Below are 23,730 nucleotides of genomic sequence, written 5' to 3' on the forward strand. Positions count from 1 at the left end.
GCATATAATCGACTCAGGCCGCACCTCAGCCTGGGAATGAAAACACCCGAAGAGGTGCATAAAAAAGCCGACTGCCATTGGCAGCCGGCTTGAATAAAAAAACGTCAACGTATTTTAGGACGAGACATCTAATACCTTTCGCTGTAGAGCAGGGGGTGCGTCCAGTCAAGGCAAGAGACGCGAAGTTTAGTAACACTAAATGAGCGACTCTTAACGCCGAATGGGCGCATCCTGATCGCAGCTTATGCGACGCCGATTGCTTCTCGCCATGCCAGAATCAGACGAAACTCATCGTTATCCAGATCAACGGTGAGATCACGTTTAATCTCAGTCAGTGATGCATAGGGATCGGCATCATCCAGTTCAGCCATGATCGTTTCGAAGTTTTCTCCAATAAAACCAGGCACATCAATATACTGACCGGCACGAATGATCGCCACGTAATGCTTGAGTACTGTCGCCCGGCTAACACCCTGCTCAACAGCAATCTCATCCAGCGACATGCCTCCCTTACGCTGCAGCGACAGGGTATAGGTCTGCGTTTCAGTCAGCCCCGGCCCCTTGGCAATCAACTTGGGAATATCCTTACCGCCCACATTTTCCAGCGCGCCATCGGACTTCTCGACATGATCCTTAATCTGCTTAACGAACGCAGCACCATAAGCCTCAAGTTTACGCTGACCGACACCACTGATGGTGCGCAGGGCATCATCATCGGTCGGTTTACGCTGGGAGAGTTCGGTTAGCGTCACATCACTGAACACCACATGTGGCGGCAGATCCTCTTTCTCGGCGATGCTCTCTCTGAGTTTGACCAGCTTCTTGAACAGCGGCTCATCACGAGGGGTTCCTAAACGCTTGAACTGACGTTTAATACCCGGCTGATACTTGGCCAGAATGATCGGGTCACCGATGCCGATATGCTCGGCCTTTTTCGTTGCCAGCATGGCAGCACGCTTGGAAACATCCTGGATAAAATAACCGTGATGTACGAGCTGGCGAAGGATAGAAGTCCACTCATCTGCATTGAGATCTGAACCTGTACCGTGGGTCTTGAGCTTATCATGTTTGTGTTCACGGATACGGGCATTGGTAGAGCCGCGCAGTACATCGACAATATAACCCATGCCGAAATGGCCTTTGACCTCGCGCACGCAATCCAGTGCAGCCTGGGCAAATTCAGTCGCATCATAGGTGGCTGGTGGATCCAGACAGATATCACAGTTACCACATGACTCATCGAGTGCTTCACCAAAGTAACCCAGCAGCACGCGACGACGACAGGTCAGTGCCTCGGAGAAGGCGACCATACTGTTAAGCTTGTGCACCTCAACGCGGCGCTGATCAATGTTTTCCACATTCTCAATCAAACGGCGCACCAGATTCACATCACCGGAGCCATACAACATCAATGCTTCCGATTCCAGTCCATCTCGGCCGGCTCGTCCTGTCTCCTGATAGTAGGACTCAATACTCTTGGGCAGATCATGATGAATCACAAAACGGACATTGGGTTTATCCACACCCATACCGAATGCGATGGTCGCAACAATCACCTTGATACGGTCACGCAGGAAATCATCCTGTACCTTTTCACGTGAGCGACCCGGAATGCCAGCATGGTAGGCAGCAGCACTGATACCGTGGCGCTGCAAATTCACGGCCAGATCCTCCACCCGTTTACGCGACAGGCAGTAGATCACACCTGAGGCATTGGGCCAGCCCTCAAGAAACTGCAAAATCTGAGTCAGTGGCTGACGTTTCTCAGCCACCAGATAACGGATATTCGGGCGATCAAAACTGGCCACAAAACGCGGCGCTTTGGTCAACTGCAGACGTTCACTGATATCTTCACGTGTGTGTTCATCAGCCGTTGCAGTCAGTGCCAGCATAGGCACATCAGGGAAGATTTCGCGCAGCTCTCCCAAGCGGACATATTCAGGACGGAAGTCGTGTCCCCACTGCGACACACAGTGCGCCTCATCCACGGCGAACATAGAAACTTTAATTTTCTCCAGCTTCTGCAGAAAACTCTTCGAGAGCAGGCGCTCCGGCGCCACGTAAAGCAGATCAAGTTTACCGGACTCAAAACGCTCCAGCACATCCTTGGCATCGGCGGCCTTCAGCGATGAGTTGTAATAAGCTGCTTTTACACCGCAGGCGGTCAATGCATCCACCTGATCTTTCATCAGAGAGATCAACGGAGATACAACAATGCCCGTACCGTCACGCATAATGGCAGGGATCTGATAACAGATTGATTTACCACCACCGGTTGGCATCAGGACAAAGGCATCCTTGCCATCAATCAGGTTACAGATGATCTCTTCCTGCATAGGGCGAAATTCATCGTAGCCAAATATGTCCTTGAGAATTTTTCTGGTTTCTTCTATTACCTTCTTTGTAGCCATTTCCTTCCTCTTGCAACCGACCATCTGCCAGGCTGCATGTCTAATGCCGGAACTGAAATTTCCGGTCTTTATCACTCAATGTAAGTGTAAATTTGAGAGCCCGTCCATGGGATAAATCACTACCATTTTCAGCTTCCTATTATTATTTCATCACGGATTAGCAATCTTGGCAACTGTTTTGAGTGGAGCACGGCATCATACGCCTCTCTTAATACTCTGTCTTTGACCAATTCAGCGTAGCGAAGCCATTGAACTTATTGCATGATTAGACACATGGATTCATCTGCACTTGAAGGTAAACGTATTCTGCTAACGCGTGCTGCCCATCAGCTAGGCAGCATCGAGACGATGGTCCGTGCCTGTGCTGCTGTGCCGATCCCTTTCCCCTGCCTTGAACTGCAGGTGAACACGGATGCGCTCAAGCAGGGCATCGCCATGCTACCGGAGTTCAGTGATCTGCTCTTCACCAGCGCCAATGGTGTGCTCGCCCTGGCCAGCTTCTGCCATGAGCATAACCGCACCTTGAAAAGCACTCTGGCCGACAAACGTATTGCAGCGGTGGGCGCTAAAACTGCAGCCGCACTCACAGCACTGGATATCAGTGTCGACATTATCCCCGAGATCGCTTCACAGGATGGATTGATTACCGCATATAGCGAACATGGCATGCCTGAGCAGCTGCTCTTCTTCCGGGCAGAGGAGGGCAGAGAGAGGCTTGCTGAAGTGTTAGAGCAGCAGGAGATTGTTGTGAAAACGGTGAAGGCTTACCGCACCATCTGCCCTGATGATGATGCCGGTAAAACCGTTGCCCTGCTTGAAGCGGGAGAGATTGATGCCGTACTTCTGGGCAGCACAAAAACCGCCCGCCACTACCTGCAGCGCATCGGTTCCAGCGAACTTGCCAATCGGCCTGTTGTGGTCGCTATCAGCAAACTGATGGCAGAAGAGACCGAGCAGCTAGGCTTGCACGTGCAGGTTGTGGCAAAAAGCGCTAGTTTTGACTCCATGCTCGCTGCTTTGAGCAACTATTTTGAATCTAACTCCTGAAGAGGTGCCCTCTAATGTCCCTGCCTGATCTGATTGTTCGTCCCCGCCGCCTGCGCAGAACCGCGACCATGCGCCGAATGGTGAGCGAGACAACACTCTCTGCAGACGATTTGATCTATCCGATCTTTGTTGATGAGACCATCGATTCTCCGCGCGAAGTCAAAAGTATGCCGGGTGTTTCCCGTATTCCACTCTCCATGGTTGGCGAGATGACTCAGCAGGTCGCAGCCCTGGGCATTCCGGGCATTATCCTGTTCGGTATTCCGGCTGAAAAAGATGCCATCGGCTCCGGTGGTTGGGATGATAACGGCATTGTGCAGCAGGCGATCCGTGCAGCCAAAGCAGCCAGCCCTGACACCTGTGTGATTGCTGACACCTGCTTCTGCGAATATACCGACCATGGCCACTGTGGCGTATTGCATGGCGAAGATGTCGATAATGATGAGACGCTGCTCAACCTGCAGAAGGAGGCCGCTTCCTATGCCAGAGCCGGTGTCGATATTGTTGCGCCATCCGGCATGATGGATGGCATGATCTCGGCCATCCGCGACGGGCTCGATGAGGCCGGTTTCAAGAATATTCCCATTATGTCCTATGCCGTTAAATATGCCTCCGGTTATTTCGGACCCTTCCGCGATGCAGCCGACTCCACACCAAGCTTTGGTGATCGGGCCACCTATCAGATGGATCCGGGCAATCGCCGCGAAGCGCTGAAAGAGGCGTGGCTGGATATCGAAGAGGGTGCCGACATGCTGATGGTCAAACCCGGCCTGGCTTATATGGATATCATTCGCGAAGTAAAAGATGCGACCAATGTGCCGATGGCGGTGTACAATGTATCGGGTGAATATGCGATGGTGAAAGCTGCTGCAGCCAATGGCTGGATCGATGAGAAGCGCGTTGTACTGGAAACTATGCTAAGCTTTAAACGTGCAGGTGCTGATCTGATCCTATCCTACCATGCACTGGACGTAGCACGCTGGCTGAACGAAGATAAGGGATAATGGAGAACGAAAAAGATATGTCCGAGAAGAAGAGCGAGGCGGAGATCGTTATCTCTGCCACCCCATCTGAAACGACTGCCAGCGAGAAGAAATCCTCTGGCGGACTGGCCAAGTTTGCCGGTTTCATCCTACTGGTTCTAATCATTATCGGTGGTGGACTGGCCGCCAATGGTCAGCTAATGCCGCTGCTCGAATCACTGCAGACCAAATTTGCCAGCCAGCAGAGCTCTGAGCCTGAAATTGTGGCCAGCGAACCTCTCTATCAACCTGCCCCAGAGCCTGAAGAAGTTGAACCAGAAGTGGTCACTGAAAGCATCAATGTGTCCGCATCTGCAGAGGCTGAGGCTCTGCTCTCGACTATTGAGCAGCTGCGCAGCGAACTGCAGAGCATGGAAGCATCACAGCGCTCTCTGCAAGATGGCCTGATCGAGCAACAGAAGATGAACCTGCAGGTACGCCTGCGCTGGATCACTGATCCAGCCAGCCGCGCACCTCAAATTCAACTGGCCTGGGAGGAGATCTCTCTGCTTCCCGGACTAAGCAGCGAGCAGCGCAGCCAGGCAGAATCGATGCAGTCGCTGGCTCGCGCCACAGTTCAGAGTCTGCGTGACTGGCAGGCCTCACTGCATAAATGGGCAGATGCACTCGCCACACCGGTGCATGAAGATATTATCCCTACCCCTGAACATCCGTGGCTGGCCTGGATTACCGGTCAGTTTCATCTGCGTCAGGCACCCACGCAGGAGGCCCGTCGTCTCGGCTCTCTACGTGAACGGCTGCTGAGTGCATCACGCTCGTTAACACTGGAGCGCTGGCCGAGTGATGGTGAGTGGCAGAGCCTGCATGCTGAGCTTCTGCTGCAGGTCAAAGCGATGCGTGGTCAGAGCAGTGAAACCGCGACCGATCTTGGTCTGCCAGAGAACTTCGCAGCCATTCAGAAAGATCTGCATAACCTGCGTGAAAGCGCCCGACTCTGGTCCCAGAGACCTCAAGGAGAGTATTAATGCGCCTTGTTCTCCTGCTTATTATCGCACTGGCAACCGCTGTTGCCCTGATCGCATTCCCCAATATAGCTGATCAGCATCTCCGCCTTGAAGCCTTCGGCTGGATCTTTGAAACCCGCCAGGGCGCATTTCTCATCGCCCTGTTTGCACTGCTACTTGTTATCGGGCTGCTGCGCGCCATTGTTGGCGCCATCTTCTCAGGCCCGGGCACGGTCTGGCGCTCGGTTCGCATGGGCAGCCGTAAACGTCGTGAAAAGAAACTGCGTGAAGGTTTGGCCCAGTGGCTCGATAATCGTGGTGATTTTGGCATTAAATCGATTAAACGTGCCAAGGGTGTACTGCCTGACTGGACAATGGATATGCTCAAAGTGCTCGCTATTCCTGCCAAGGATCAGGATGCACAGAGCGAGCATGAGGATGCACTGGTCACGGTACTGGCTGCACGCATTGCCACTGATCCATCCGTCCATCAGAAACCTGACCTATCGACCCGCAAAGCCCATATCGATGCATGGCTGCATCTGCACCCCGGTGCTCCGCTGGCCATCAGCCGCAAAGCTGATATTGCTGAAGAGGAGGAGGATTGGCCCGGTCTCGTTTCACTGCTTGAAGAGGAGTGGAAACAGGGACACCGCTCAGCCCATTCGGTGAAACCACGCCTTGCCATGGCCTATATCAGACTCTCTGAAGTTGAACCTGAACAGGCCATGACCCATCTGCGTAAGGCATACCGCCTGCTGCCGGAAGATAGCGATGTATTGCTGGCTTATGGCTTGGGTCTGATTGTTTCCGGTGAAGCGCCTACAGCATCACGCCTCTGGTTCTCACACCTTGAGAAGCATGACGCGCCTGATATCGCTGATGCCCTTCTCAGTAGTCAGAAACAGGATGCCCTGCGTGCCTACCGTAAACTTGAGTCACGCAAAGAGAGTGAGCTTAATTTCTCTGAGCGCTGGCTGCGTGCAGAGCTTGCCCATGCCGCCAAACTCGACGGTCTCGCTTTTGAACAGATGCTTGCACTGGCTGAAGCCGCGGACAGTGCTGATGCGTGGCAGAGCCTTGCGCACTGGTACAGTGAATCAGGTGATTTCGAGAGCGCTGCCAACGCATACAAGCGCGCTTTAGAAACCTGATATCACCACTTTGACAACCGGCTATAACCGTCTAAAATAGTAATAGGATAGATAAACACCTCTCTTGAGGTGTCAGGCGGTTGCCGACGGGTAACCGCCTGTTTTATTTCACCATTGAGACATTAGGAGAAGATGTGAGTGAGCAACAGGATTGGCAGTCTGTTGAGAAACCGGCTGAGGGTGAAGCGGTCTGCTTTGACCTCAAAGCCAGACTCCGCCTCTCAAATGGTGAGCAGGCCGATATCACCGAACAGGGTTTTCTTATCTGCCATCAAGGCCAGTACCGCGCCTGGAAAAACAGCTGCCCGCATGCAGGAGCGCCACTGGACTGGGTTCCCGGCCAGTTCTTCTCAGAGGATGGCAAACAGCTTGTCTGCCACGTCCACTTCGCCCATTTCGACCCCCTCACCGGCGTTTGCCTCTCCGGCCCCTGCCAACAAAAGGGCCTCTCTCCTCTCGAATTCAATGAGTTAGAATACATGATTCAGGTTCCGGTCTCTTCACAACTTGAGGGCTCCGAGTGAATACTTCCGACCCACAGAGGATATTCATAATGAATATTCAGGGGGTAAGTTGAGGCTTTTTATATATTTGTTTCTGGGAATGTTTTTGACTGTGGGCTGTGTACGTTACGACTACCAGTTAATCACGTCGCTCGATAAAGAGAAATTCACTTTTTATGCCGGTTATCATTTGGTTGCTAGCTCAGAGAAAGATGAAAATGAATTCGTTACCGAGCTTTTAGAACAAGAGCTGAAAAAGAACCGCCTTTGCCCCGATGGATATATTATTGACCGGAAATCTTATAGTAGGCATTCAGACCCCTTATGGGACTTGCACTGTAAGTAAATCCCATCAACCAATTAGACTTTTTTCAATACTTTAATATCCACTCTTGGCTGCATGGGATCGATGGGGTCAGACTCGATTGATATTTAGCTAAGCCTTTCCAACCATCCGGTTTTGCCTCGCAAAAAGTCATTTAGATTTATTCACAGGCGCGGGAAAGAAAGTCCATATGATCAACACCGAAGAAGAGTTCTGGGCGGCCTCTCTCTTTCTTAAGGATGAAGCTGGGGACACCAAACGCGCCGGCTTTGAGTGCGGCATGGGTATTGGGTTCAAAATCTTCGTTTTTTAGCTGTAACCATTCGTCGGGCAACTCTTTTAGAGAGACAACCTGTTCTAGACAATCCCCTGCAGTTGGATCAACAGCTCCTGACCAGATCGATTCGAAGGCGGCCAGGCAGAAAGTCGCACGATCACTGCCATGAAGTGCTCCGGCAATGCGCAGGGCAGGGCGGCTGTCGAAGGTGCCGGGTCGGATCATTTTGAAGGGCACGTCCAGATATGCGGCCCAGCGCTTGAGATCACGAAGGGAGTAGATCGCTTTGTTTTTAATGGTAGCAGGTGAAACGTTGCCGGAGAGGCTCATCAGTCGCGGCAGATTGAGTGGCAGCCAGTTGACCTCCACCGCATGCTTCTCGGCAAAAGCGGGCATCTGTGTCGCCGCCAGATAGCTGTATGGGCTGATGAAGTCGAAATAGAAGTCGACTACAGGACGATTCCCATTACTTGTCATCGTGATCCTCATGTGGCGCGACATAACCCTCGGGGCGAATGGCGACGGTATTGAGGATGCGTGTACACACTTTTCCATCCTCGCGTGTGAACTGCATCTCAAAGGTAGGGGTGGAACGACCACTCTCTTTCAGCTCCTGTTCAATCTCGTGAAACTGAGCCTCATCAAAATCAAAGTGCAGGGTAAGATCTGAACTACCGACGCGAATAAAATCAACCACTAGCTTTTTGGTGGCCACCCGGTAACCGGGGAACCGTTTCAGACAGGCCAGAGAGGGGATCGGATCGGCAAGGCTGGCCTGATATCCGCCATACATATTACCTGCGGCATTGGCTGAGACCCAGTTCAGCGGCAGGCGAATACGCACACTGCGCCAATCCTCGGCCAGCTCCTCTATCTTGGCCCGCATCAGGAAAAAGGGCGGAAACAGCTCAAATCGCCTGCGATCAGAGAGCCAATGCATTTTGGCTAACAGGTGTAAATTACTACGGCGCAATGCTTTTCCTCCTCTGAAACGTGGCTGAACGACCAGCTTGGTATATAATAGAAACCAACAACACCTATTAAGTTTCTATTGGTTACCTTCTAAGTCATGTTAGTTTCTAATAGAAACCGATGGCATATAGTAGGTTTCTTTTTGCAACCTGCTATAGTAACACCATGAGCAGCGAACCATCGACCTCATCTCTGGACCCCATCACACGCCTGTTGGATATAACCGGTGAGCGCTGGAGTTTTCTCATTCTACGGGATCTCTTTTACGGTGTCAGGCGTTTTGACGGCCTGCAGAAACATCTCGGCATCTCCAAAAAGGTACTATCGCAGCGATTAAGCTCGCTTGTAGAGGCCGAAATGCTCACTCGTGTGCCCTATCAGGAGCGGCCGCCACGCTTTGAATACCAACTGACTGCCAAGGGGCGCGACTTTTTTCCGGTACTGGTTGCCATGCAGAGCTGGAGCAACCGCTGGCTGTTCAGCGACGGTGAACAGGGCGCTCTGCTTATCCATAGCGATTGCGGCCAGCCACTGGATACCAAGCTGATCTGCAGCCATTGTGAAGGCACTGTGACACCAGCCCGCATCAGGCCGGGCAAACGTGAGCAATAGCACAGCGAGCACAAACGTATTATCATATTTTTTGCCTGGACAGAGAATGGCCAAACAGGGGAAGGGGAATTGAACAGGGAAACCGAGCTACTGGAGCACTTCAGAAAAGATAATGAGCGGCTGCGTACTGCTCTGAAGATCAACCAGTTGATAGCCGGTGAGCTGAAGCTTGGACCACTGCTCAAGCAGATCATGGAGATTACCCAGTCACTAATGCAGGCGGAGAGCTGCTCGCTATTTCTCTATGATGAGAAGAGTGGCGAACTGGTATTTCACGCCTGCTCCGGTGAAAAAGAAGATCAACTCAAAGAGATCTGCCGCCTCCCCAAAGGCAGCGGCATTGCAGGCTGGGCAGCTGAGAACCTGCAGACCGTGCGTCTGACAGACGTTTATGCAGACCCCCGCTTTAACTCCGAATTTGATAGCGAAACAGGCTTCATCACCCGCAACATGATCTGCACACCACTGATTGCCCACGGTAAACTGATCGGTATCAGCCAGGTGATCAATCGTGAGGATGGTGATTTCACTGCTGCGGATGAGCGGTTGATGGAGTCGCTGGTACAGATGGTGGCGATCGCCATCGACAATGCCCGCATCCATGAACGGCTCATGCAACAGCAATTGCTGCAACACGACCTTGAACTGGCCAAATCCATTCAGGAGTCGTTCCTGCCCAATGAGATGCCGCAGATCGATGGTTATCAGGTCGCATGTCATATGAGCTCGGCATTTGAGGTGGGTGGAGACTTCTACGATACCGTTCAGCTGCAGGATGGGCGTACCGCCTACCTGATCGGAGATATTTCAGGCAAAGGTGTGTCGGCAGCCATGATCATGTCGACTGTACTCAGTGATCTGCGCATGGAACTGACCCACGGCGGCACAGCAGCATCCATTCTCAACCGCTTTAATATTTCACTCTGCAGAAAAGCCAAAAATGGCATGTTTGTCAGCCTGATATTGATGATTCTCGATCCAAAAAGCGGTGAGCTTGAGATTGCCAATGCAGGCCATCTGCCACCGATACATATACTCGATCAGAACATCTGGCAGCACGATGAGGCATCAGGCCCGCCCGCAGGTATCATCCTCGATGCCAATTACGATTTCACACGGCTGGTACTGGAGCCCGGAGAGATGGTTCTGCTCTATACCGACGGCATCACCGAAGCGCGCAACAGCGATCACATCATGCTTGGTGCAGGCAGACTGCTGGCCTGGTTAGGTGAGTGCCCTGACACACCAGAGGCATGCATGGAGTTTATCACCGAGCGCATTCAGGCTTTTACTGATCAGGCCAGCCAGAGTGATGATATTACGCTACTGATTCTGGGTAGAAGCTGAGTAAATTAGAGCGCCGATGCAGGCTGCTCGACAGCCGGAACCTTACCTGTTCGCTGAATAACCTTAAGAATTGAGATGATCTCAGGTGATGCCCAGGGAAATGCACCGGCCACCTTTTCTACGATCACACCTTCGGCATTAAGAATATAGGTCTCTGGAAAGCGGAATGATCTGAGAATACGACTGGCAATTTTAGAGCCGCCCTCATCCCAGTACATCGGAAAGGTAACATGCTCTTCATCAACAAATGTCTTCACATCTTCAAGGTTGTTATCCACAGAGAGGCCAACTACCAGAAACTTGTCGGCGGGCAGCAGGCTGGAGAGTGCTACCAGATCAGGCATCTCCTTACGACATGGCGGGCACCAGGTCGCCCAGGCATTGAACACCACCACCTTACCGGCAAACAACTTATCACTATCAACCACTTCGCCGGAGAGCGACATCATCGGAAAGTTGGGCATCTTCTCACCTTTCGTGGCTACCGGAGCGGCCTCTTCACTACAGGCAGAGAGCCCCAACAAAATCGCCAGCATCAACGCAAATGAACCGCTTTTCATACGAAATGACATCAAAAACCCCTAGTAGGCGTGATAAACGGTAGTTTTACCGTCTTTTTCAAAACTTAGAACATCGTAGTTTTTCGCCGGCAGACCCTCTGCCTGCATGCCGGGTGACTGCATCGGCATGCCCGGTGCAGTCAGACCAACCACAGCAGGCCGCTCTTTAAGCAGGCGTTTGATATCATCAGCAGGCACATGGCCCTCAATGATATAACCATCAATAAGTGCTGTATGGCAGGAGGCCAGTTTCGCTGCCACACCATACTTGGCCTTGATCGCATCCATATCATCACTTAACACCTCTGTAACAGAGAAACCTTCCGCTTGCAGATGCTTGGCCCACGCTCCGCAGCAACCACAATTGGGATCCTTGTACATGGTGATTTCTGTAGCCATAACCGGCTCGCTTGCGTTGCACGATATAAGCAGTGCAGCAACAGCTGCGAGTAGAAAACCGCCCACACGTCCATTTTTAAGATTTAGTTTCATCACTGCTCCTGTTTGAAAACTCGTCCTGAGAACTGATCGAAGTTGGCGCATGCTGCCATTGAAGCAGCAGGCCATAAACAACGGGTAACACAATCAGACAGAGTATCGTAGTGGTAACCATGCCACCAATCATCGGTGCTGCGATACGTTGCATGACATCGGAACCTGTGCCTGAACCCCACATAATCGGCAAAAGGCCTGCAATCACTGCCGTGGCCGTCATAGCAATCGGGCGCACCCGTCTGCCCACACCCTCCTGCACCGCCTGCCACAACTGCTCAGGGCTTAGTGGGCCGATTGCTTCCGCCCTTTTATGTGCCACGGCTTGATCGATAAAAGTGAGCACCAGCACGCCGATCTCAACTGCCACACCGGCCAGTGCAATAAAACCGACGGCTACAGCAACAGAGATATTGTAACCGAGCAACCAGACCAGCCAGAAGCCGCCAATCAAAGCAAAGGGGATGGAGAGCATCACCGTCAGTGGTGCCATCATATTGCGGAAATTAAGCCAGAGCAGCAGCAAGATAATGAGCAGCGTTGCCGGAATCACCATCTTCAACCTCTCTGTGGCCCGTTGCATGTACTCGAACTGACCGGACCAGCTAACCGTATAACCGGCAGGAATCTTCACCTCTCTATCAACAATCTCTTTGGCCTGCTCAACAAAACCGCCAATATCGCTGGTTGTGATATCAACATAGACCCAGGCATTGGGGCGTGCATCCTCGGTTTTGATTGATGGCGGGCCGCGGCGCAGCTGCAGATCAGCAACCAGAGACAACGGTACCTGCGCACCGGTCGGTGTCGGCACCAATACACGCTTGAGTGACTGCAGGTTGTCACGCAACTCACGCGGGTAACGCACATTCACCGGATAACGCTCAAGCCCCTCAATGGTGGTGGTGACATTCATGCCACCGATGGCACTGGAGATCACATCCTGCACATCACCGACAGTCAGCCCGTAACGGGCTGCCGCCTCACGTTTAATATCGAAATCGAGGTAGTAACCGCCTGCCGCTTTATCGGCAAACGAGGAGAGTGTATCCGGGTGTGTTTTCACCGCCCGCTCGATCTGCCCGGCCACCTGCTCCAACACCTGCAGATCCGGGCCGGACACCTTGATGCCAATCGGTGTTTTGATGCCCGTGGATAACATATCGATGCGCGTTTTGATCGGATAGGTCCAGGCATTGGCAAGCCCTGGAAATTGAATTGCGACATTCATCTCATCCATCAGCTGGCGCGTGGTTTTAGCAGGATCAGGCCATAATTCCTTCGCTTTCAGACGGATGGTTGTCTCCAGCATCGAGAGCGGTGCCGGATCGGTTGCTGTTTCTGCACGTCCAACCTTGCCGAACACCGACTCGACTTCAGGAAAGGTCTTGAGGATTTTATCGGTCTGCTGCAATAGCTCGCGCGCCTTGGTGATGGAGATGCCGGGGTAGGTGGTTGGCATATAGAGGATATCCCCCTCATCCAGCGACGGCATAAACTCCGAACCGGTTTTCATCACCGGATAGGCAGTCACAGCAAGCAGAAGCACGGCCAGCATGAGCGTTAAACCACGCAGACGCACAGCCAGTGCCAACAGCGGCCTGTGCAGCTTCTTCACTACGCGGTTCAGCGGATTCTGATCTTCGGATGGAATGCGCCCACGGATAAACAGCCCCATCAGCACCGGCACCAGTGTCACGGCAAGCAACGCTGCTGCTGCCATGGCGTAAGTTTTAGTAAAAGCCAGCGGTGCAAACAGACGCCCCTCCTGCGCCTGCAGTGTAAACACCGGCAGAAAAGAGACCGTGATAATTAGCAGTGAAAAGAACAGTGCTGGCCCCACCTCTTTTGAAGAGGCAAGCATAACGGCCCAGCGCTCACTCGTGGTCAAATCAATTTGTTCATTGGTTTTCTTTGTATCTTCGTGCCTTCGTGGTGAAAGGTTTTGCTTTTCATGAACCGCCCGCTCCAGATGTTTATGGCCGTTCTCTATCATCACGATGGCCCCATCAATCATCGCACCGATGGCAATGGCAATGCCTCCCAGACTCATGATATTGGCCGAGATGCCCTGCCACTGCATAATCAGGAAGGCCATCAGAATACCAACAGGTAGCGAGATGATGGCCACCAGCGCACTGCGCGCATGCATCAGGAAGAGCAGGCAGATCAGCGCCACAACGATCGACTCCTCGATCAGTTTTTCAGTCAGGTTATCCACGGCCCGCTCTATCAAATCACCGCGATCATAGACCGGCAGAATCTCCACCCCCTCGGGCAACCCTCTGGTCAGCTCATCGAGCTTTTCTCGTACTTTTTCTATGGTGGCCTGTGCATTCTCACCGTAACGCATGATCACTACGCCACCGGCCACTTCACCTTCTCCATTGAGATCAGCAGCACCGCGCCGCAGCTCCGGCCCCAGATGCACATGCGCCACCTGCTTGAGAAAGATCGGTGTGCCGTGTGCATCCACACCAATCGGGGTGATCTCCAGATCATGGATGGAGCGGATATAACCCAGACCGCGCACCATATATTCGGTTTCGCCCATCTCGACCAGGCGACCACCGACATCATTATTACTGCGTGCAATGGCATGTTTCACTTTGGAGAGGGGAATATTGAAGGCGGCCAGTGCATCAGGATCAACTTCGACCTGATACTGCTTCACAAAACCACCTATAGAGGCGACTTCTGCCACCCCTTCGACTGTCTGCAGCGGATAGCGCATATACCAGTCCTGCAGCGTCCTGAGCTGAGCCAGATCATGATTACCGGATTTATCGACCAGGACATACTCATAGATCCAGCCGACACCGGTGGCATCGGGCCCAAGCTTTGGCGAAACGGAGGCAGGCAGGCGGTCACGAGCATAATTGAGATATTCAAGCACCCGTGTGCGTGCCCAGTAGATATCTGTTTTATCTTCGAAAATGACATAGACCATTGAGAAACCGAAGAAGGAGTAACCGCGCACCACCTTGGTATGCGGTACAGAAAGCATCGCCGTGGTCAGCGGATAGGTGACCTGATCCTCAACCACCTGCGGTGCCTGACCGGCATAATCGGTAAATACAATGACCTGTACATCAGAGAGATCGGGGATCGCATCCAACGGCATGACGCGCATCGCCTGCATGCCTGCAATGACAATGATGACGGTCGCAACCAGCACCAGAAAACGGTTCTTAACCGAAGCTTCAATAAGTTTCTTAATCATGATTTTTTCACCACACAAAAGGGCAGGACAGCCGTTTGGACGGCCAAAGGCCGCCCGCAGGGCAAGGGGCATGGATGCCCCGAGTCAAAGGACACGAAGGACACAGAGGAAAAACGATTAGTCATGATGATCTCCGTGCATGTGTGAATGATCAGGCTGACTGGCAGGCATCTGCATATTACCCATATCATGGCCCTCGTGATCCATCACTTTCGACTTCGGAGCAGCTTGCTCATCCATTTGCATGCCGGAGTGTGGGGCCGTCGCTGGCTGACTGCCGGTTTCGAGCATCTTGGCAGTCGCCTCTTTCAGTTTGGATTCCGAATCGATCAAAAACTGGCTGCTGGTGACCACCCTTTCACCTGCCATAAGGCCGGAAATAATCTGAACCTGACCATCGGCTTGCAATCCAACCACCACTTCACGTGGTTCAAACTTGCCCGGCTCGCGCTGCACAAACACCTGCTCACGGGCTCCGGTGCGCACAATCGCCTCGCTTGGTATCGCAACGGCATTCACCGTGCGTGATGCTTTCAGTGTGATGGTGGCAAACATATCCGGTTTCAGCATCAGATCGGCATTATCAAACTCGATACGCACCTTGTTGGTGCGGGTTTTGCCTTCTAGATAGGGGTAGATGTAACTCAGCCGCCCTTTGAAAATGCGCCCGGGCACAGATGGCAGGCGCATCTCGGCCTCATCTCCAAGCTGCACCCACGGCAGTTCATCCTCATAGACATCAACCTGCACCCAGATGCGAGAGAGATCGGCGACCATATACAGTTCCATATCCGGGGTGATACGGCTGCCTTCGCGGGCTCCGATTTTCATCACAACGCCATCGAACGGCGAATGGATATGCAGTGCTTTGGGCACGATACCACTGTCGCGAATCTCTTTAAGCTGGTGCTCCGGCACATCAAGCAGCTTGAGCCGATCAAGAGAGCTCTGCAGTAGTCGTTTTGCCCCCTCCCTGACATCGGCAAACGGGCTGTCCTTCAACTGCTGCCAATTTTTCAGCGCCAACAGATACTCTTCACCACTGGCCACCAGCTGCGGCGAATAGATCGCCAGCAGCATGGTGCCTTTAGCCACCAGCTCACCGGTTTTCTGGACGAACAGCTTCTCCACCCACCCCTCAACCTTGGGATGCAAGCGCGCCACCCGCTGCTCATCAAAGGTGACGCGACCAACTGTGCGGATATCGCGGGAGATCGTTCTCTTCTCAGCCAACACCGTACGCACGCCGATGTTCTGCACCATGGTCGCATCGATGCTTACGGTTCCCGCCGATCCAGTATCCCGTTCCCCGTCAGCGCAAATCGGCAGGTAATCCATGCCCATCTCATCCTGCGTATACACAGGGGAGGTGATGGCCGGATTCATTGGATTGCGCCAGGCGAATGCTTCCGCTCCGCCAGAACAGGGGCCGTCGCCACGACTGACCTGCTCCCTGTTGTCGTTCGTCGAACTGCCCGGCAACAGATATCCAACGCAGAGACCCACTATCAATACTAAGAGCATGATCATTATATTTTTTGCATTCATCGGAGACTCCCCATCTCAACTGTTGTTTGCCCAAAAACGCTATCGCGCTGCGCCTGAGGTACCGCTTGCTCCTTTGCCGATGCTGCAGCAAGCCGGGCCTGTGCTTGGCCGGCGCGGGCGTAGAGATGCCAATACTGGATATCGTTATTGAATTCGTTGAGGCGGGCACGAACCAGATTAAGGAAATCGACCTTATTCACCTGGTATCCGGCCAGCATAGAAGCGGTGGTCTGGCGCGCCTGCGGAATAATACCGTGCCGAAACAGGGATAACTGCTCCAGCGCCATAGCCAGCTCTGCGGCAGCGATATCAATTTCTGCATGAACCTGATTCACCGCATCCTGCTTTGACAGGCGGGCCCGCTCTTTCTCTGCCCTGCGCTGATCAACCGCCCGGTCCTGCTTGCCACCACTGTTAAACGGCATATTGAACGACAGGCTTAGTGACGCCAGATCGGGGCGCGACTGGCGATTCGCCGGATTAATGCCCTGCCGGAAACCATAAGCTGCAGCCAGTTTGAAATCGGGGTAATAATCTTTCTCGGCCAGCGAAACCATACTCTCCGCTGCCGCGATGCGTTGCTCAAAACCGGTCAGCAGTGGCCGATGCTCTTCAGCCCAGCGTTTCAGCGCCACAATATCAACAGGGGTTTCAGCGTGCTCCGGAAGGGATTCAGGCAGATCAATCGCCTCTCTGCTACCCCGACCAAGCAGTCTGTTGAGTTCAGCCTGTTCACGCAGATGATCTGATTTCAGGGAGAGTTCACGCTCCAGTAGCTTGGAGAGTTCAAGCTGCGCCAGCAATACATCCTGCTGCAATCCGCCACCGGTTTTATACTTGGCTTCTGCCACCCGCACCAGATGACGCAGCATCACCTGGTTGTGCTGCACCGTCTCCAGAGCCCGTTCCAGATAGGCAAGGTTCCACCAGCGCAGACGCACATGGCGCAACAGCAGCAGGCGAAACTCTTCACTGTCGCTGGCTGCAGCTGCGGCCAACTGCTCAGCGGCCTGCTGCCTCAAGCCAAGCTTGCCGGGAAATGGCAGTGCCTGTGAAAAAGCCACCTGCATCTGCGTCATATTTTCCTGAGAGGTGGAGAAGGAGTCGACCGGCAGATTCATGGCATTCAGGCTAAGTACAGGGTCGGGAAGTGAGCCCACCTGCGCCGGAATCGCCCGCATCGCTTCTGCCTGCTGCCCCTGAGCATGCAGCCCGGGATTGTTTTGCAGCGCCATCTGCTCTGCCTGTTTCAGCGTCAGTGGCGTTGTCGCAAAAGCCACCGTGGTACAACTAAGAAGTGCTGGCAGCAACCAGCCGGTTTTGAGGATATGCATATATGCCCCTTGCTAAATTTTTTCATGTGCAAGCCGGAAACGACAGCACAATCCCAAACCCGTACGGGCTTGGGCATCAGCAAAAAGGGTTGATCAAATACGAATGCGTTGTGTGGTTGTGTAGATAAGGGAGGAGCTTCTCGGCGGCCCTGTCGGAACCAGCGAAGTGAGGATTAAAGCGGGTTGAGCAACAGAAATGGATAGAAGTTCTGCATAAACAAGGGTGATAAATGAGTTGTCGGCATCAATAGAGAGTTTGCTGTTCTGCCATAACTCATCGGGCTGATCGCAGTGGTTGCAGGCGGTGTGCTGCATGTCGGTGTCTGCGCTCTGCATCGGTTCCGCACAGTGCTCAGCCCCCATCTCGGCTGCATGTGAAACTTCCATACTCATCGGCATGGCGTGAGCTTGCGGAATCATCAGGCAGAATCCAGCTGCAAAAAGCTGCATGGCAAACAGACCGACCATCAGTCGGGAAATGCCTCGCATATGCAGTTTTCGATTCAACATGCGCCTCAAGTTACGCTGACAAAGATGAACAGACAATGAAAATTGTTCTTCTTTCTTATGGTGTTACTTCCACATTGCAGATGGCGAATATGCTCGGATGGCGATCAGAGAGGCCGATCATCTCTGCCAGTTGGCCCATATGCCGGAGCGATTGCGCAGGCAGATGCACGCCTGTCAGTGCCAGCAGTTTCCGCTCCAGTCCGTAAAAGATTCCTGATACATAGCTGTTGGCATTGCCGAACAGTTTCACCAATAGCATCTCACGCAGTCCCATCGGCTGCTCAATCCAGACTCTGCTATAACTCTCCAGATTGGCCCGTCTCGCCGCTGCGGCAACCGCATCATCGAAACTTCCGAGCGCATCAACCAGACCAAGGCGCAGCGCATCTTTACCACTCCAGACACGTCCCTCAGCCACCTCTGCAACTTTCTCTATTGGCATTTTTCTGCCATCTGAAACGACCTGCAGAAAACGGTGATAGATAAATTCGATGGAGAGCTGCATCACCCGGCTCAACTCTTCAGGCAGGGCACGATCACCGCGAATACCGGCAGCAACGGAGGTTGTGCCCAGTCCGTCTGTATGAACACCTAGCTCGTTCAGCCCTCTGCTGACATTAGCCAATACACCGAAGGCGCCAATAGAGCCGGTAATGGTGGTAGGGGATGCCCATATCTCATCAGCCGGTGCCGATAACCAGTAACCACCTGAGGCGGCGACACTGCCCATTGATACGATGACCGGCTTACGGCTTGCCTGCAGTCGTTTGACCTCGGCACGAATCACCTCGGAGGCCTGGGCGCTGCCACCGGGACTATCCACACGAATCACAACTGCTCTGATATTGGGATCCTTGCGCGCCTGTGCCAGCATCTCAGCCATGGTTGCACCACCTACTGTTCCCGGGGGCTGTTTGCCATCTAAAATCATGCCGCTGGCAGTGATAATACCTACGCGATCCTTCTTGGCAGGCGGCTCTTCGCTGCTGGCTGCCGCCATATAGTGCTGCAACTCAATAAATGGGTATTCACCTGCTTGATGGCCCATGGCTCCGGAGATGTAATTCTCAATATCGCCATAATCAGCCAGTGCATCAACTAACCCTTCGGCCTTGGCCAATTCGGCAAGACTGTTGTTGTGCTGCGCAAGAAATTCTGAGGGTCTGTCCAGCACCGTCTGCAGTCGGTCCTCCTTTAGATCACGCATGGCCGCCAGATCCTGTTTGTACTCACTCCAGAGCAGATCAATCACCTGCTTGTTGGCCCGGCGATCAGCATCCGACATCGAATTGCGAACCAGCGGCTCCACCGCAGATTTATATTCGCCCGCCTTAAACAGTTGTACATCGATATTCAGTTTGGCCAGCAGATCTTTGAAGTAGTTGCGGTAGACACTGAAGCCGGAGATGGCTACGACACCGAGTGGGTTGAGGAACACCTGATCGGCTGTAGCAGCCAGATAGTATTGCGACTGACTGTAGTTCGGGCCAATGGCGATCACCATCTTCTCGCTCTTCTTGAAATCTTCGATGGCCGATCTGATCTCCTGCAGCTTGGGCAGTGAGGTCGCCTCCATCTGATCCAGCTTAAGCACCATCAGGCGAATGCGCGGATCAGAGGCGGCAAAACGGATCGAGGCAGTAAGATCATGCAGGTTGGTCTGATTCGGGGCAGAGACATTCAAGCCGCTGGGCAGCAACGCCGATGATGGCAACTCCAGCTCTTCAACAATTTTACCCGTCGGATTAATCACCAGCGCTGCATCATTGGGCACAGAGGCCTGCTCGCTTGTCACGGCCAGAATGAAGATAAGAATAAAAATAAGGAAGAAGCCGTTGACCAGAATCCGGCGAAAGCGGTCAAGCCAGGTCATCAATGTGCTGAAGAATTTTCTCATGGTTTCAGTTCCTTCTTAATCGCTGCGTGATACGGCTAGCGTAGCAGTGTTGTTTCGAAAAAACATCACGTATAGTGCCGCCATGCAAAACATCGCCACAGAGTCGGTTGATTACATCCAGGCCATTTTCCTCGCACTGATTCAGGGTATCACTGAATTTCTGCCCATCTCCTCATCTGCCCATCTGGCGCTGGTGCCACTGCTGACAAGCTGGCCGGATCAGGGGCTGGCCTTTGACTGCGTGGTACATCTGGGTTCACTCACCGCTGTAGTTTTCTACTTCCGTTCAGATCTGGCACGTATGGCATCCGGCTTTACCGTGACACTGAAACAGCGCTCTATCTCTGCTGATCGTGATGGTTATATGGCCTGGCTCATCGGCTTTGCAACAATTCCGGTGGGCCTGTTCGGCTTAACCTTTAAAGATATGATTGAGAATGACTTTCGTTCACTGACCGTTATCGGCACCACTTCGATCATCTTCGGTCTGCTGCTCTGGCTGGCCGACACAGAGGATAAAAACAGCAAAACCGAAAGCTCATGGAACCTGCGTGATGTGATGATCATAGGTGTAGCGCAGGCCATTGCCCTGATTCCCGGCACATCGCGCTCAGGCATCACCATGACTGCCGCCCTGATGATGGGGTATAACCGTGAGACAGCAGCCCGCTTCTCATTTCTACTCTCCATCCCGGTGATCATTCTGGCTGGCGGCATCAAAATCAGGGATTGGATTGAACAGCCCGATCAGGCTGCAGGTCTGCTTGAGCTGCTGATCGGTTATGGTCTCTCTGCCATCTCGGCCTATCTCTGTATTCACTATTTCCTCAAATATCTGCAGCGTATCGGCATGGGCCCTTTTGTAATCTATCGCATTCTGCTTGGCGCCGTCCTGCTCTGGATGGTCTACTAATGGCGGTGAATTGAAATGACATGGAGCGGCATTGATCCTGTAGCGCTACAACTCGGCCCGCTGGCCATTCACTGGTATGGCCTGATGTATATCGCCGGCTTTTTCGGCACCTGGTATCTGGTACGTCTGCAGCTGAAGCAGGCAGGGCTGTGGGAAACACGCGTTAGTCACGATGCCTACGAAGGGCTGTTCACCACACTGATTCTCGGTGTCATCCTCGGTGGTCGCCTCGCCTACGTGCTGTTCTATAACTTCGATTATTACCTCGATCACCCGATTGAAGCGCTCTATATCTGGCAGGGTGGCATGTCGTTTCACGGCGGTATGGTCGGCCCGCTGATCGCCGGCTGGTGGTACTGCAAAAAGCATGATCTGCCGTTTCTGGCGCTGGCTGATCGCTTTTTTACCGTTGCACCTCTGGGTCTGATGTTCGGGCGCCTCGGCAACTTTATTAATGGTGAACTGTGGGGCCGCACTACCGACGTCTCATGGGGCGTCATCTTTCCCCATGCCGGGCCGGAACCGAGACATCCCAGCCAACTCTATGAGATGGTACTGGAGGGACTGCTGCTGTTTGTGGTGTTGTGGCTGCTGCGCAACAAGGCCTGGCCGGAGGGGGCACGCGTGGCGATCTTCCTCAGCGGTTATGCCGTTGCACGCATCTTCTGTGAGAATTTCAGAGAGCCGGATGAGCAGCTTGGTTTCCTCTTTGGGCCGGTCACCATGGGTATGCTGCTCTCATCAGCGATGCTGATCGCTGGCCTGATCTGGCTGAGTAAGCTATTTCTAGGCAGAGAACGAAAAGCCTCAGGCGAGTAGTTCAGCCTCGATCTCGGCTACCTGACCCTCTTCATGGTTGGCATAACCCAACCTGAAAGCAAACGACCAGAAACAGGCTTCTCGGACAAAGTAAGCATGATTGTCCAGGTAGTGAACACAGATGCCTTTACCTGCACTCTCAACGGCAAAAGAACTGATACGTGAAAAAGATTCTGCGATGGTTTTAGCTCGGCTATTTTTCATGGCTCTCTCCTCTGATCGGTCGGGTTACTTTATCTATCTATCGCTCTACGCTTATCAATCATGAGCATAAAGCGTGCCGCTACAGTAATTCGCACTATTTCTTGAGACTGTGATGTAAGTCATTCATGATAAGCCCATGCAAATCACCACCTGGAATGTGAACTCTCTCAACGTGCGCCTGCCGCATCTGCTTGAGTTCCTGAGTGAATTCAAACCCGATGTTATAGCGCTTCAGGAGACCAAAATTCCCGATGAGAGGTTCCCGGCTGCAGAGATCGAAGCTGCCGGTTACCGGGTCATTTTTTCCGGTCAGAAAACCTATAACGGTGTTGCCATCATTAGTCGTGATGAGGCCAGCGATATCGTCACAGAGATTCCCGGACTGGATGATCCACAGCGCCGACTACTGGCTGCAACCATCAACGGCGTGCGCATCATTAATGTCTACATTCCCAACGGTCAGGAGGTCGGCTCGGAGAAATACGACTACAAATTCCGCTGGCTCGATGCCTTTCAACCCTTCCTGCAAAGCGAGCTGGATTCGCACAGCCGACTCGTGCTGCTCGGTGACTACAATATCACGCCGGGTGATTTTGATGTGCACGACCCCAGTCGCTGGCAGGGTAAAATCACCTGTTCAGAGCGGGAGCGCGAGATGTTTGCTCAACTACTGGATCTGGGGCTGAGAGACAGCGTGCGCGAGCTGCATCCTGATGAGCCGATGTTCAGCTGGTGGGACTACCGCATGAATGCATTTCGACGGCGTTGGGGGATTCGCATTGATCATCTGCTGGTCACCCCTGCCATGCAGCCGCTTACTGCCGGTGTGGCCACCGACTACCGTGCCAAAGAGCGGCCCAGCGACCATGCGCCGGTGTGGGTCGATTTTGCCTGACTGATCTGCGAAGCTTGGACGGGCCGATAAAACCGTGCATGATAAGTGCAAAGTTTCATCTGTTCAGAGTTTGCTGCAAGATCAAGGAGATACGCCATGAAACAATTTCAGAAGACTCTGGTCATTCAATGCCATGAACAGGGTTTCAATGATTTCACACGTGCGCTGAAAATGGAGGTGCATCAAGCCAATTTCGATGGCGGTCTGCTCAATCTGTTCACTCAGGATGTCGGCTGCTCACTGAGTATTCAGGAAAAAAATGGCCCGGGAAACCGGCAGAAGATGGAGATTATGACCGGCCATCAGGCCACCGAGGCACATGCCAAGGCTGATCTGCATGAGGTCGACCTGCATGACCATACACGCATGGCTATGACCACCCCTTCACTCACAATTCCGATACAGAATGGTCGCCCGGTGCTTGGCACCTGGCAGGCCGTATGCCTCTATGAGCATCACTCCCATGCAAAAACAAGGCACATTTTTCTGCATATCGTCGGCAATTAGGAGGCAGTTGAAAAAATAAGCGGCTCACTGCTGCGGAAAAACAGTTCAGCAAGCGTGACCGATAACACATCCTGAAACGGTCACCAACCTACATTTCTGCTACGGGAAGCCGGGGCAATCTCGCTTACGGGTGATCTCAGAAGAGCATCCGTTAGAGCAAAGTCGCCTCCACCCGCACAATAATGCTGTTTTT

At 53.0% G+C, this 23,730-nt stretch carries 22 protein-coding genes and 1 pseudogene; 12 read left to right on the forward strand and 11 right to left on the reverse strand.

Going from position 1 to position 23,730, the window contains the following annotated elements; translation table 11 throughout:
* Positions 1–93: pseudogene (locus F3F96_RS12705) on the forward strand (integrase); the annotation flags it as partial.
* Between the two features lie 149 nt (positions 94–242).
* On the opposite strand, the gene recQ reads toward F3F96_RS12705, so the two are convergent.
* Entirely contained in the window at positions 243–2,411 is a 2,169-nt protein-coding gene (recQ, locus tag F3F96_RS06830) for a DNA helicase RecQ (RefSeq protein ID WP_176962519.1), read from the reverse strand.
* 273 nt (positions 2,412–2,684) lie between these two features.
* Between recQ and F3F96_RS06835 the strand changes: the two genes are divergently transcribed.
* From F3F96_RS06835 to F3F96_RS06855, 5 genes are all read left to right on the forward strand, one after another.
* The gene (locus tag F3F96_RS06835) at positions 2,685–3,458 is read left to right on the forward strand and encodes a uroporphyrinogen-III synthase (RefSeq protein ID WP_176962520.1); all 774 of its coding nucleotides are present in this window, start codon (positions 2,685–2,687) and stop codon (positions 3,456–3,458) included.
* Positions 3,459–3,472: 14 nt separating this feature from the next.
* Complete coding sequence (gene hemB / locus F3F96_RS06840; protein ID WP_176962521.1) at positions 3,473–4,462, forward strand: porphobilinogen synthase; 990 nt, start codon at positions 3,473–3,475, stop codon at positions 4,460–4,462.
* Positions 4,462–5,466 (forward strand): hypothetical protein, encoded by a 1,005-nt coding sequence (locus tag F3F96_RS06845; protein WP_176962522.1) that lies wholly within the window; start codon positions 4,462–4,464, stop codon positions 5,464–5,466. Before hemB ends, F3F96_RS06845 begins: the two co-directional genes overlap by 1 nt.
* Positions 5,466–6,599, forward strand: a complete 1,134-nt coding sequence (locus F3F96_RS06850) for a hypothetical protein (RefSeq protein ID WP_176962523.1) — start codon at positions 5,466–5,468, stop codon at positions 6,597–6,599. The genes F3F96_RS06845 and F3F96_RS06850 overlap by 1 nt, the downstream gene beginning before the upstream one ends.
* Positions 6,600–6,733: 134 nt before the next feature.
* Entirely contained in the window at positions 6,734–7,123 is a 390-nt protein-coding gene (locus F3F96_RS06855) for a Rieske 2Fe-2S domain-containing protein (RefSeq protein ID WP_176962524.1), read from the forward strand.
* Positions 7,124–7,587: 464 nt separating this feature from the next.
* Here the strand turns inward: F3F96_RS06855 and F3F96_RS06860 are convergent, their stop codons facing one another.
* Together F3F96_RS06860 and F3F96_RS06865 are read right to left on the reverse strand one after the other, a co-directional pair.
* A complete protein-coding gene (locus tag F3F96_RS06860) occupies positions 7,588–8,181 on the reverse strand; it encodes a 2-hydroxychromene-2-carboxylate isomerase (RefSeq protein WP_176962525.1) in 594 nt (197 codons plus the stop codon).
* Complete coding sequence (locus tag F3F96_RS06865) at positions 8,171–8,677, reverse strand: PaaI family thioesterase (RefSeq protein ID WP_241697710.1); 507 nt, start codon at positions 8,675–8,677, stop codon at positions 8,171–8,173. The genes F3F96_RS06860 and F3F96_RS06865 overlap by 11 nt, the downstream gene beginning before the upstream one ends.
* Positions 8,678–8,841: 164 nt before the next feature.
* Here F3F96_RS06865 and F3F96_RS06870 point away from each other — a divergent pair, with 164 nt between their 5' ends.
* Positions 8,842–9,288 carry a helix-turn-helix domain-containing protein gene (locus F3F96_RS06870; RefSeq protein ID WP_176962526.1) on the forward strand — a complete coding sequence of 149 codons (447 nt, stop codon included), beginning with the start codon at positions 8,842–8,844 and terminating at the stop codon, positions 9,286–9,288.
* Between the two features lie 69 nt (positions 9,289–9,357).
* Positions 9,358–10,635, forward strand: coding sequence for a PP2C family protein-serine/threonine phosphatase (locus F3F96_RS06875; RefSeq protein ID WP_176962527.1), 1,278 nt, complete (start codon positions 9,358–9,360; stop codon positions 10,633–10,635).
* 5 nt (positions 10,636–10,640) lie between these two features.
* Here F3F96_RS06875 and F3F96_RS06880 read toward each other — a convergent pair whose 3' ends face one another.
* The 7 genes from F3F96_RS06880 to sppA form a co-directional block, all read right to left on the reverse strand.
* Positions 10,641–11,207: a TlpA disulfide reductase family protein gene (locus F3F96_RS06880; protein WP_176962528.1), complete on the reverse strand. Its 567-nt coding sequence runs from the start codon at positions 11,205–11,207 to the stop codon at positions 10,641–10,643.
* Positions 11,208–11,216: 9 nt separating this feature from the next.
* Positions 11,217–11,687: a DUF411 domain-containing protein gene (locus F3F96_RS06885; RefSeq protein WP_176962529.1), complete on the reverse strand. Its 471-nt coding sequence runs from the start codon at positions 11,685–11,687 to the stop codon at positions 11,217–11,219.
* Positions 11,671–14,910 carry an efflux RND transporter permease subunit gene (locus tag F3F96_RS06890; RefSeq protein ID WP_176962530.1) on the reverse strand — a complete coding sequence of 1,080 codons (3,240 nt, stop codon included), beginning with the start codon at positions 14,908–14,910 and terminating at the stop codon, positions 11,671–11,673. The genes F3F96_RS06885 and F3F96_RS06890 overlap by 17 nt, the downstream gene beginning before the upstream one ends.
* Before the next feature lie 117 nt (positions 14,911–15,027).
* Entirely contained in the window at positions 15,028–16,434 is a 1,407-nt protein-coding gene (locus tag F3F96_RS06895; protein WP_176962531.1) for an efflux RND transporter periplasmic adaptor subunit, read from the reverse strand.
* Between the two features lie 20 nt (positions 16,435–16,454).
* Entirely contained in the window at positions 16,455–17,792 is a 1,338-nt protein-coding gene (locus F3F96_RS06900; RefSeq protein WP_176962532.1) for a TolC family protein, read from the reverse strand.
* A gap of 93 nt (positions 17,793–17,885) precedes the next feature.
* The gene (locus tag F3F96_RS06905; RefSeq protein ID WP_176962533.1) at positions 17,886–18,302 is read right to left on the reverse strand and encodes a hypothetical protein; all 417 of its coding nucleotides are present in this window, start codon (positions 18,300–18,302) and stop codon (positions 17,886–17,888) included.
* 55 nt (positions 18,303–18,357) lie between these two features.
* Positions 18,358–20,199, reverse strand: coding sequence for a signal peptide peptidase SppA (gene sppA, locus F3F96_RS06910; protein WP_176962534.1), 1,842 nt, complete (start codon positions 20,197–20,199; stop codon positions 18,358–18,360).
* Positions 20,200–20,281: 82 nt separating this feature from the next.
* On the opposite strand from sppA, the gene F3F96_RS06915 reads away from it, so the two are divergent.
* Both F3F96_RS06915 and lgt read left to right on the forward strand, forming a co-directional pair.
* Positions 20,282–21,112, forward strand: a complete 831-nt coding sequence (locus tag F3F96_RS06915) for an undecaprenyl-diphosphate phosphatase (protein WP_176962535.1) — start codon at positions 20,282–20,284, stop codon at positions 21,110–21,112.
* A gap of 15 nt (positions 21,113–21,127) precedes the next feature.
* A complete protein-coding gene (lgt, locus tag F3F96_RS06920) occupies positions 21,128–21,931 on the forward strand; it encodes a prolipoprotein diacylglyceryl transferase (RefSeq protein WP_176962536.1) in 804 nt (267 codons plus the stop codon).
* Here lgt and F3F96_RS06925 read toward each other — a convergent pair.
* Positions 21,920–22,135: a hypothetical protein gene (locus tag F3F96_RS06925; protein ID WP_176962537.1), complete on the reverse strand. Its 216-nt coding sequence runs from the start codon at positions 22,133–22,135 to the stop codon at positions 21,920–21,922. The two genes, lgt and F3F96_RS06925, sit on opposite strands and share 12 nt — an antisense overlap.
* Before the next feature lie 136 nt (positions 22,136–22,271).
* Between F3F96_RS06925 and xth the strand changes: the two genes are divergently transcribed.
* Together xth and F3F96_RS06935 are read left to right on the forward strand one after the other, a co-directional pair.
* Positions 22,272–23,030: an exodeoxyribonuclease III gene (xth, locus tag F3F96_RS06930; RefSeq protein ID WP_176962538.1), complete on the forward strand. Its 759-nt coding sequence runs from the start codon at positions 22,272–22,274 to the stop codon at positions 23,028–23,030.
* Positions 23,031–23,126: 96 nt separating this feature from the next.
* Positions 23,127–23,537 carry a secondary thiamine-phosphate synthase enzyme YjbQ gene (locus tag F3F96_RS06935; RefSeq protein WP_176962539.1) on the forward strand — a complete coding sequence of 137 codons (411 nt, stop codon included), beginning with the start codon at positions 23,127–23,129 and terminating at the stop codon, positions 23,535–23,537.
* Positions 23,538–23,730 lie beyond the last annotated feature (193 nt).

The organism is Mariprofundus sp. NF (genome assembly GCF_013387455.1).
Lineage (GTDB): Bacteria > Pseudomonadota > Zetaproteobacteria > Mariprofundales > Mariprofundaceae > Mariprofundus.

Bases quoted from the DNA above. Each gene is read 5' to 3' on its own strand.
- F3F96_RS06845 (WP_176962522.1), top strand. From the start codon at position 4,462: ATGGAGAACGAAAAAGATATGTCCGAGAAGAAGAGCGAGGCGGAGATC.
- F3F96_RS06890 (WP_176962530.1), bottom strand. From the start codon at position 14,910: ATGATTAAGAAACTTATTGAAGCTTCGGTTAAGAACCGTTTTCTGGTG.
- F3F96_RS06895 (WP_176962531.1), bottom strand. From the start codon at position 16,434: ATGCTCTTAGTATTGATAGTGGGTCTCTGCGTTGGATATCTGTTGCCG.
- F3F96_RS06915 (WP_176962535.1), top strand. From the start codon at position 20,282: ATGCAAAACATCGCCACAGAGTCGGTTGATTACATCCAGGCCATTTTC.
- F3F96_RS06900 (WP_176962532.1), bottom strand. From the start codon at position 17,792: ATGCATATCCTCAAAACCGGCTGGTTGCTGCCAGCACTTCTTAGTTGT.
- F3F96_RS06835 (WP_176962520.1), top strand. From the start codon at position 2,685: ATGGATTCATCTGCACTTGAAGGTAAACGTATTCTGCTAACGCGTGCT.
- xth (WP_176962538.1), top strand. From the start codon at position 22,272: ATGCAAATCACCACCTGGAATGTGAACTCTCTCAACGTGCGCCTGCCG.
- lgt (WP_176962536.1), top strand. From the start codon at position 21,128: ATGACATGGAGCGGCATTGATCCTGTAGCGCTACAACTCGGCCCGCTG.
- recQ (WP_176962519.1), bottom strand. From the start codon at position 2,411: ATGGCTACAAAGAAGGTAATAGAAGAAACCAGAAAAATTCTCAAGGAC.
- F3F96_RS06905 (WP_176962533.1), bottom strand. From the start codon at position 18,302: ATGTTGAATCGAAAACTGCATATGCGAGGCATTTCCCGACTGATGGTC.
- F3F96_RS06935 (WP_176962539.1), top strand. From the start codon at position 23,127: ATGAAACAATTTCAGAAGACTCTGGTCATTCAATGCCATGAACAGGGT.
- F3F96_RS06860 (WP_176962525.1), bottom strand. From the start codon at position 8,181: ATGACAAGTAATGGGAATCGTCCTGTAGTCGACTTCTATTTCGACTTC.
- F3F96_RS06925 (WP_176962537.1), bottom strand. From the start codon at position 22,135: ATGAAAAATAGCCGAGCTAAAACCATCGCAGAATCTTTTTCACGTATC.
- F3F96_RS06850 (WP_176962523.1), top strand. From the start codon at position 5,466: ATGCGCCTTGTTCTCCTGCTTATTATCGCACTGGCAACCGCTGTTGCC.
- F3F96_RS06885 (WP_176962529.1), bottom strand. From the start codon at position 11,687: ATGAAACTAAATCTTAAAAATGGACGTGTGGGCGGTTTTCTACTCGCA.
- F3F96_RS06880 (WP_176962528.1), bottom strand. From the start codon at position 11,207: ATGTCATTTCGTATGAAAAGCGGTTCATTTGCGTTGATGCTGGCGATT.
- hemB (WP_176962521.1), top strand. From the start codon at position 3,473: ATGTCCCTGCCTGATCTGATTGTTCGTCCCCGCCGCCTGCGCAGAACC.
- F3F96_RS06870 (WP_176962526.1), top strand. From the start codon at position 8,842: ATGAGCAGCGAACCATCGACCTCATCTCTGGACCCCATCACACGCCTG.
- sppA (WP_176962534.1), bottom strand. From the start codon at position 20,199: ATGAGAAAATTCTTCAGCACATTGATGACCTGGCTTGACCGCTTTCGC.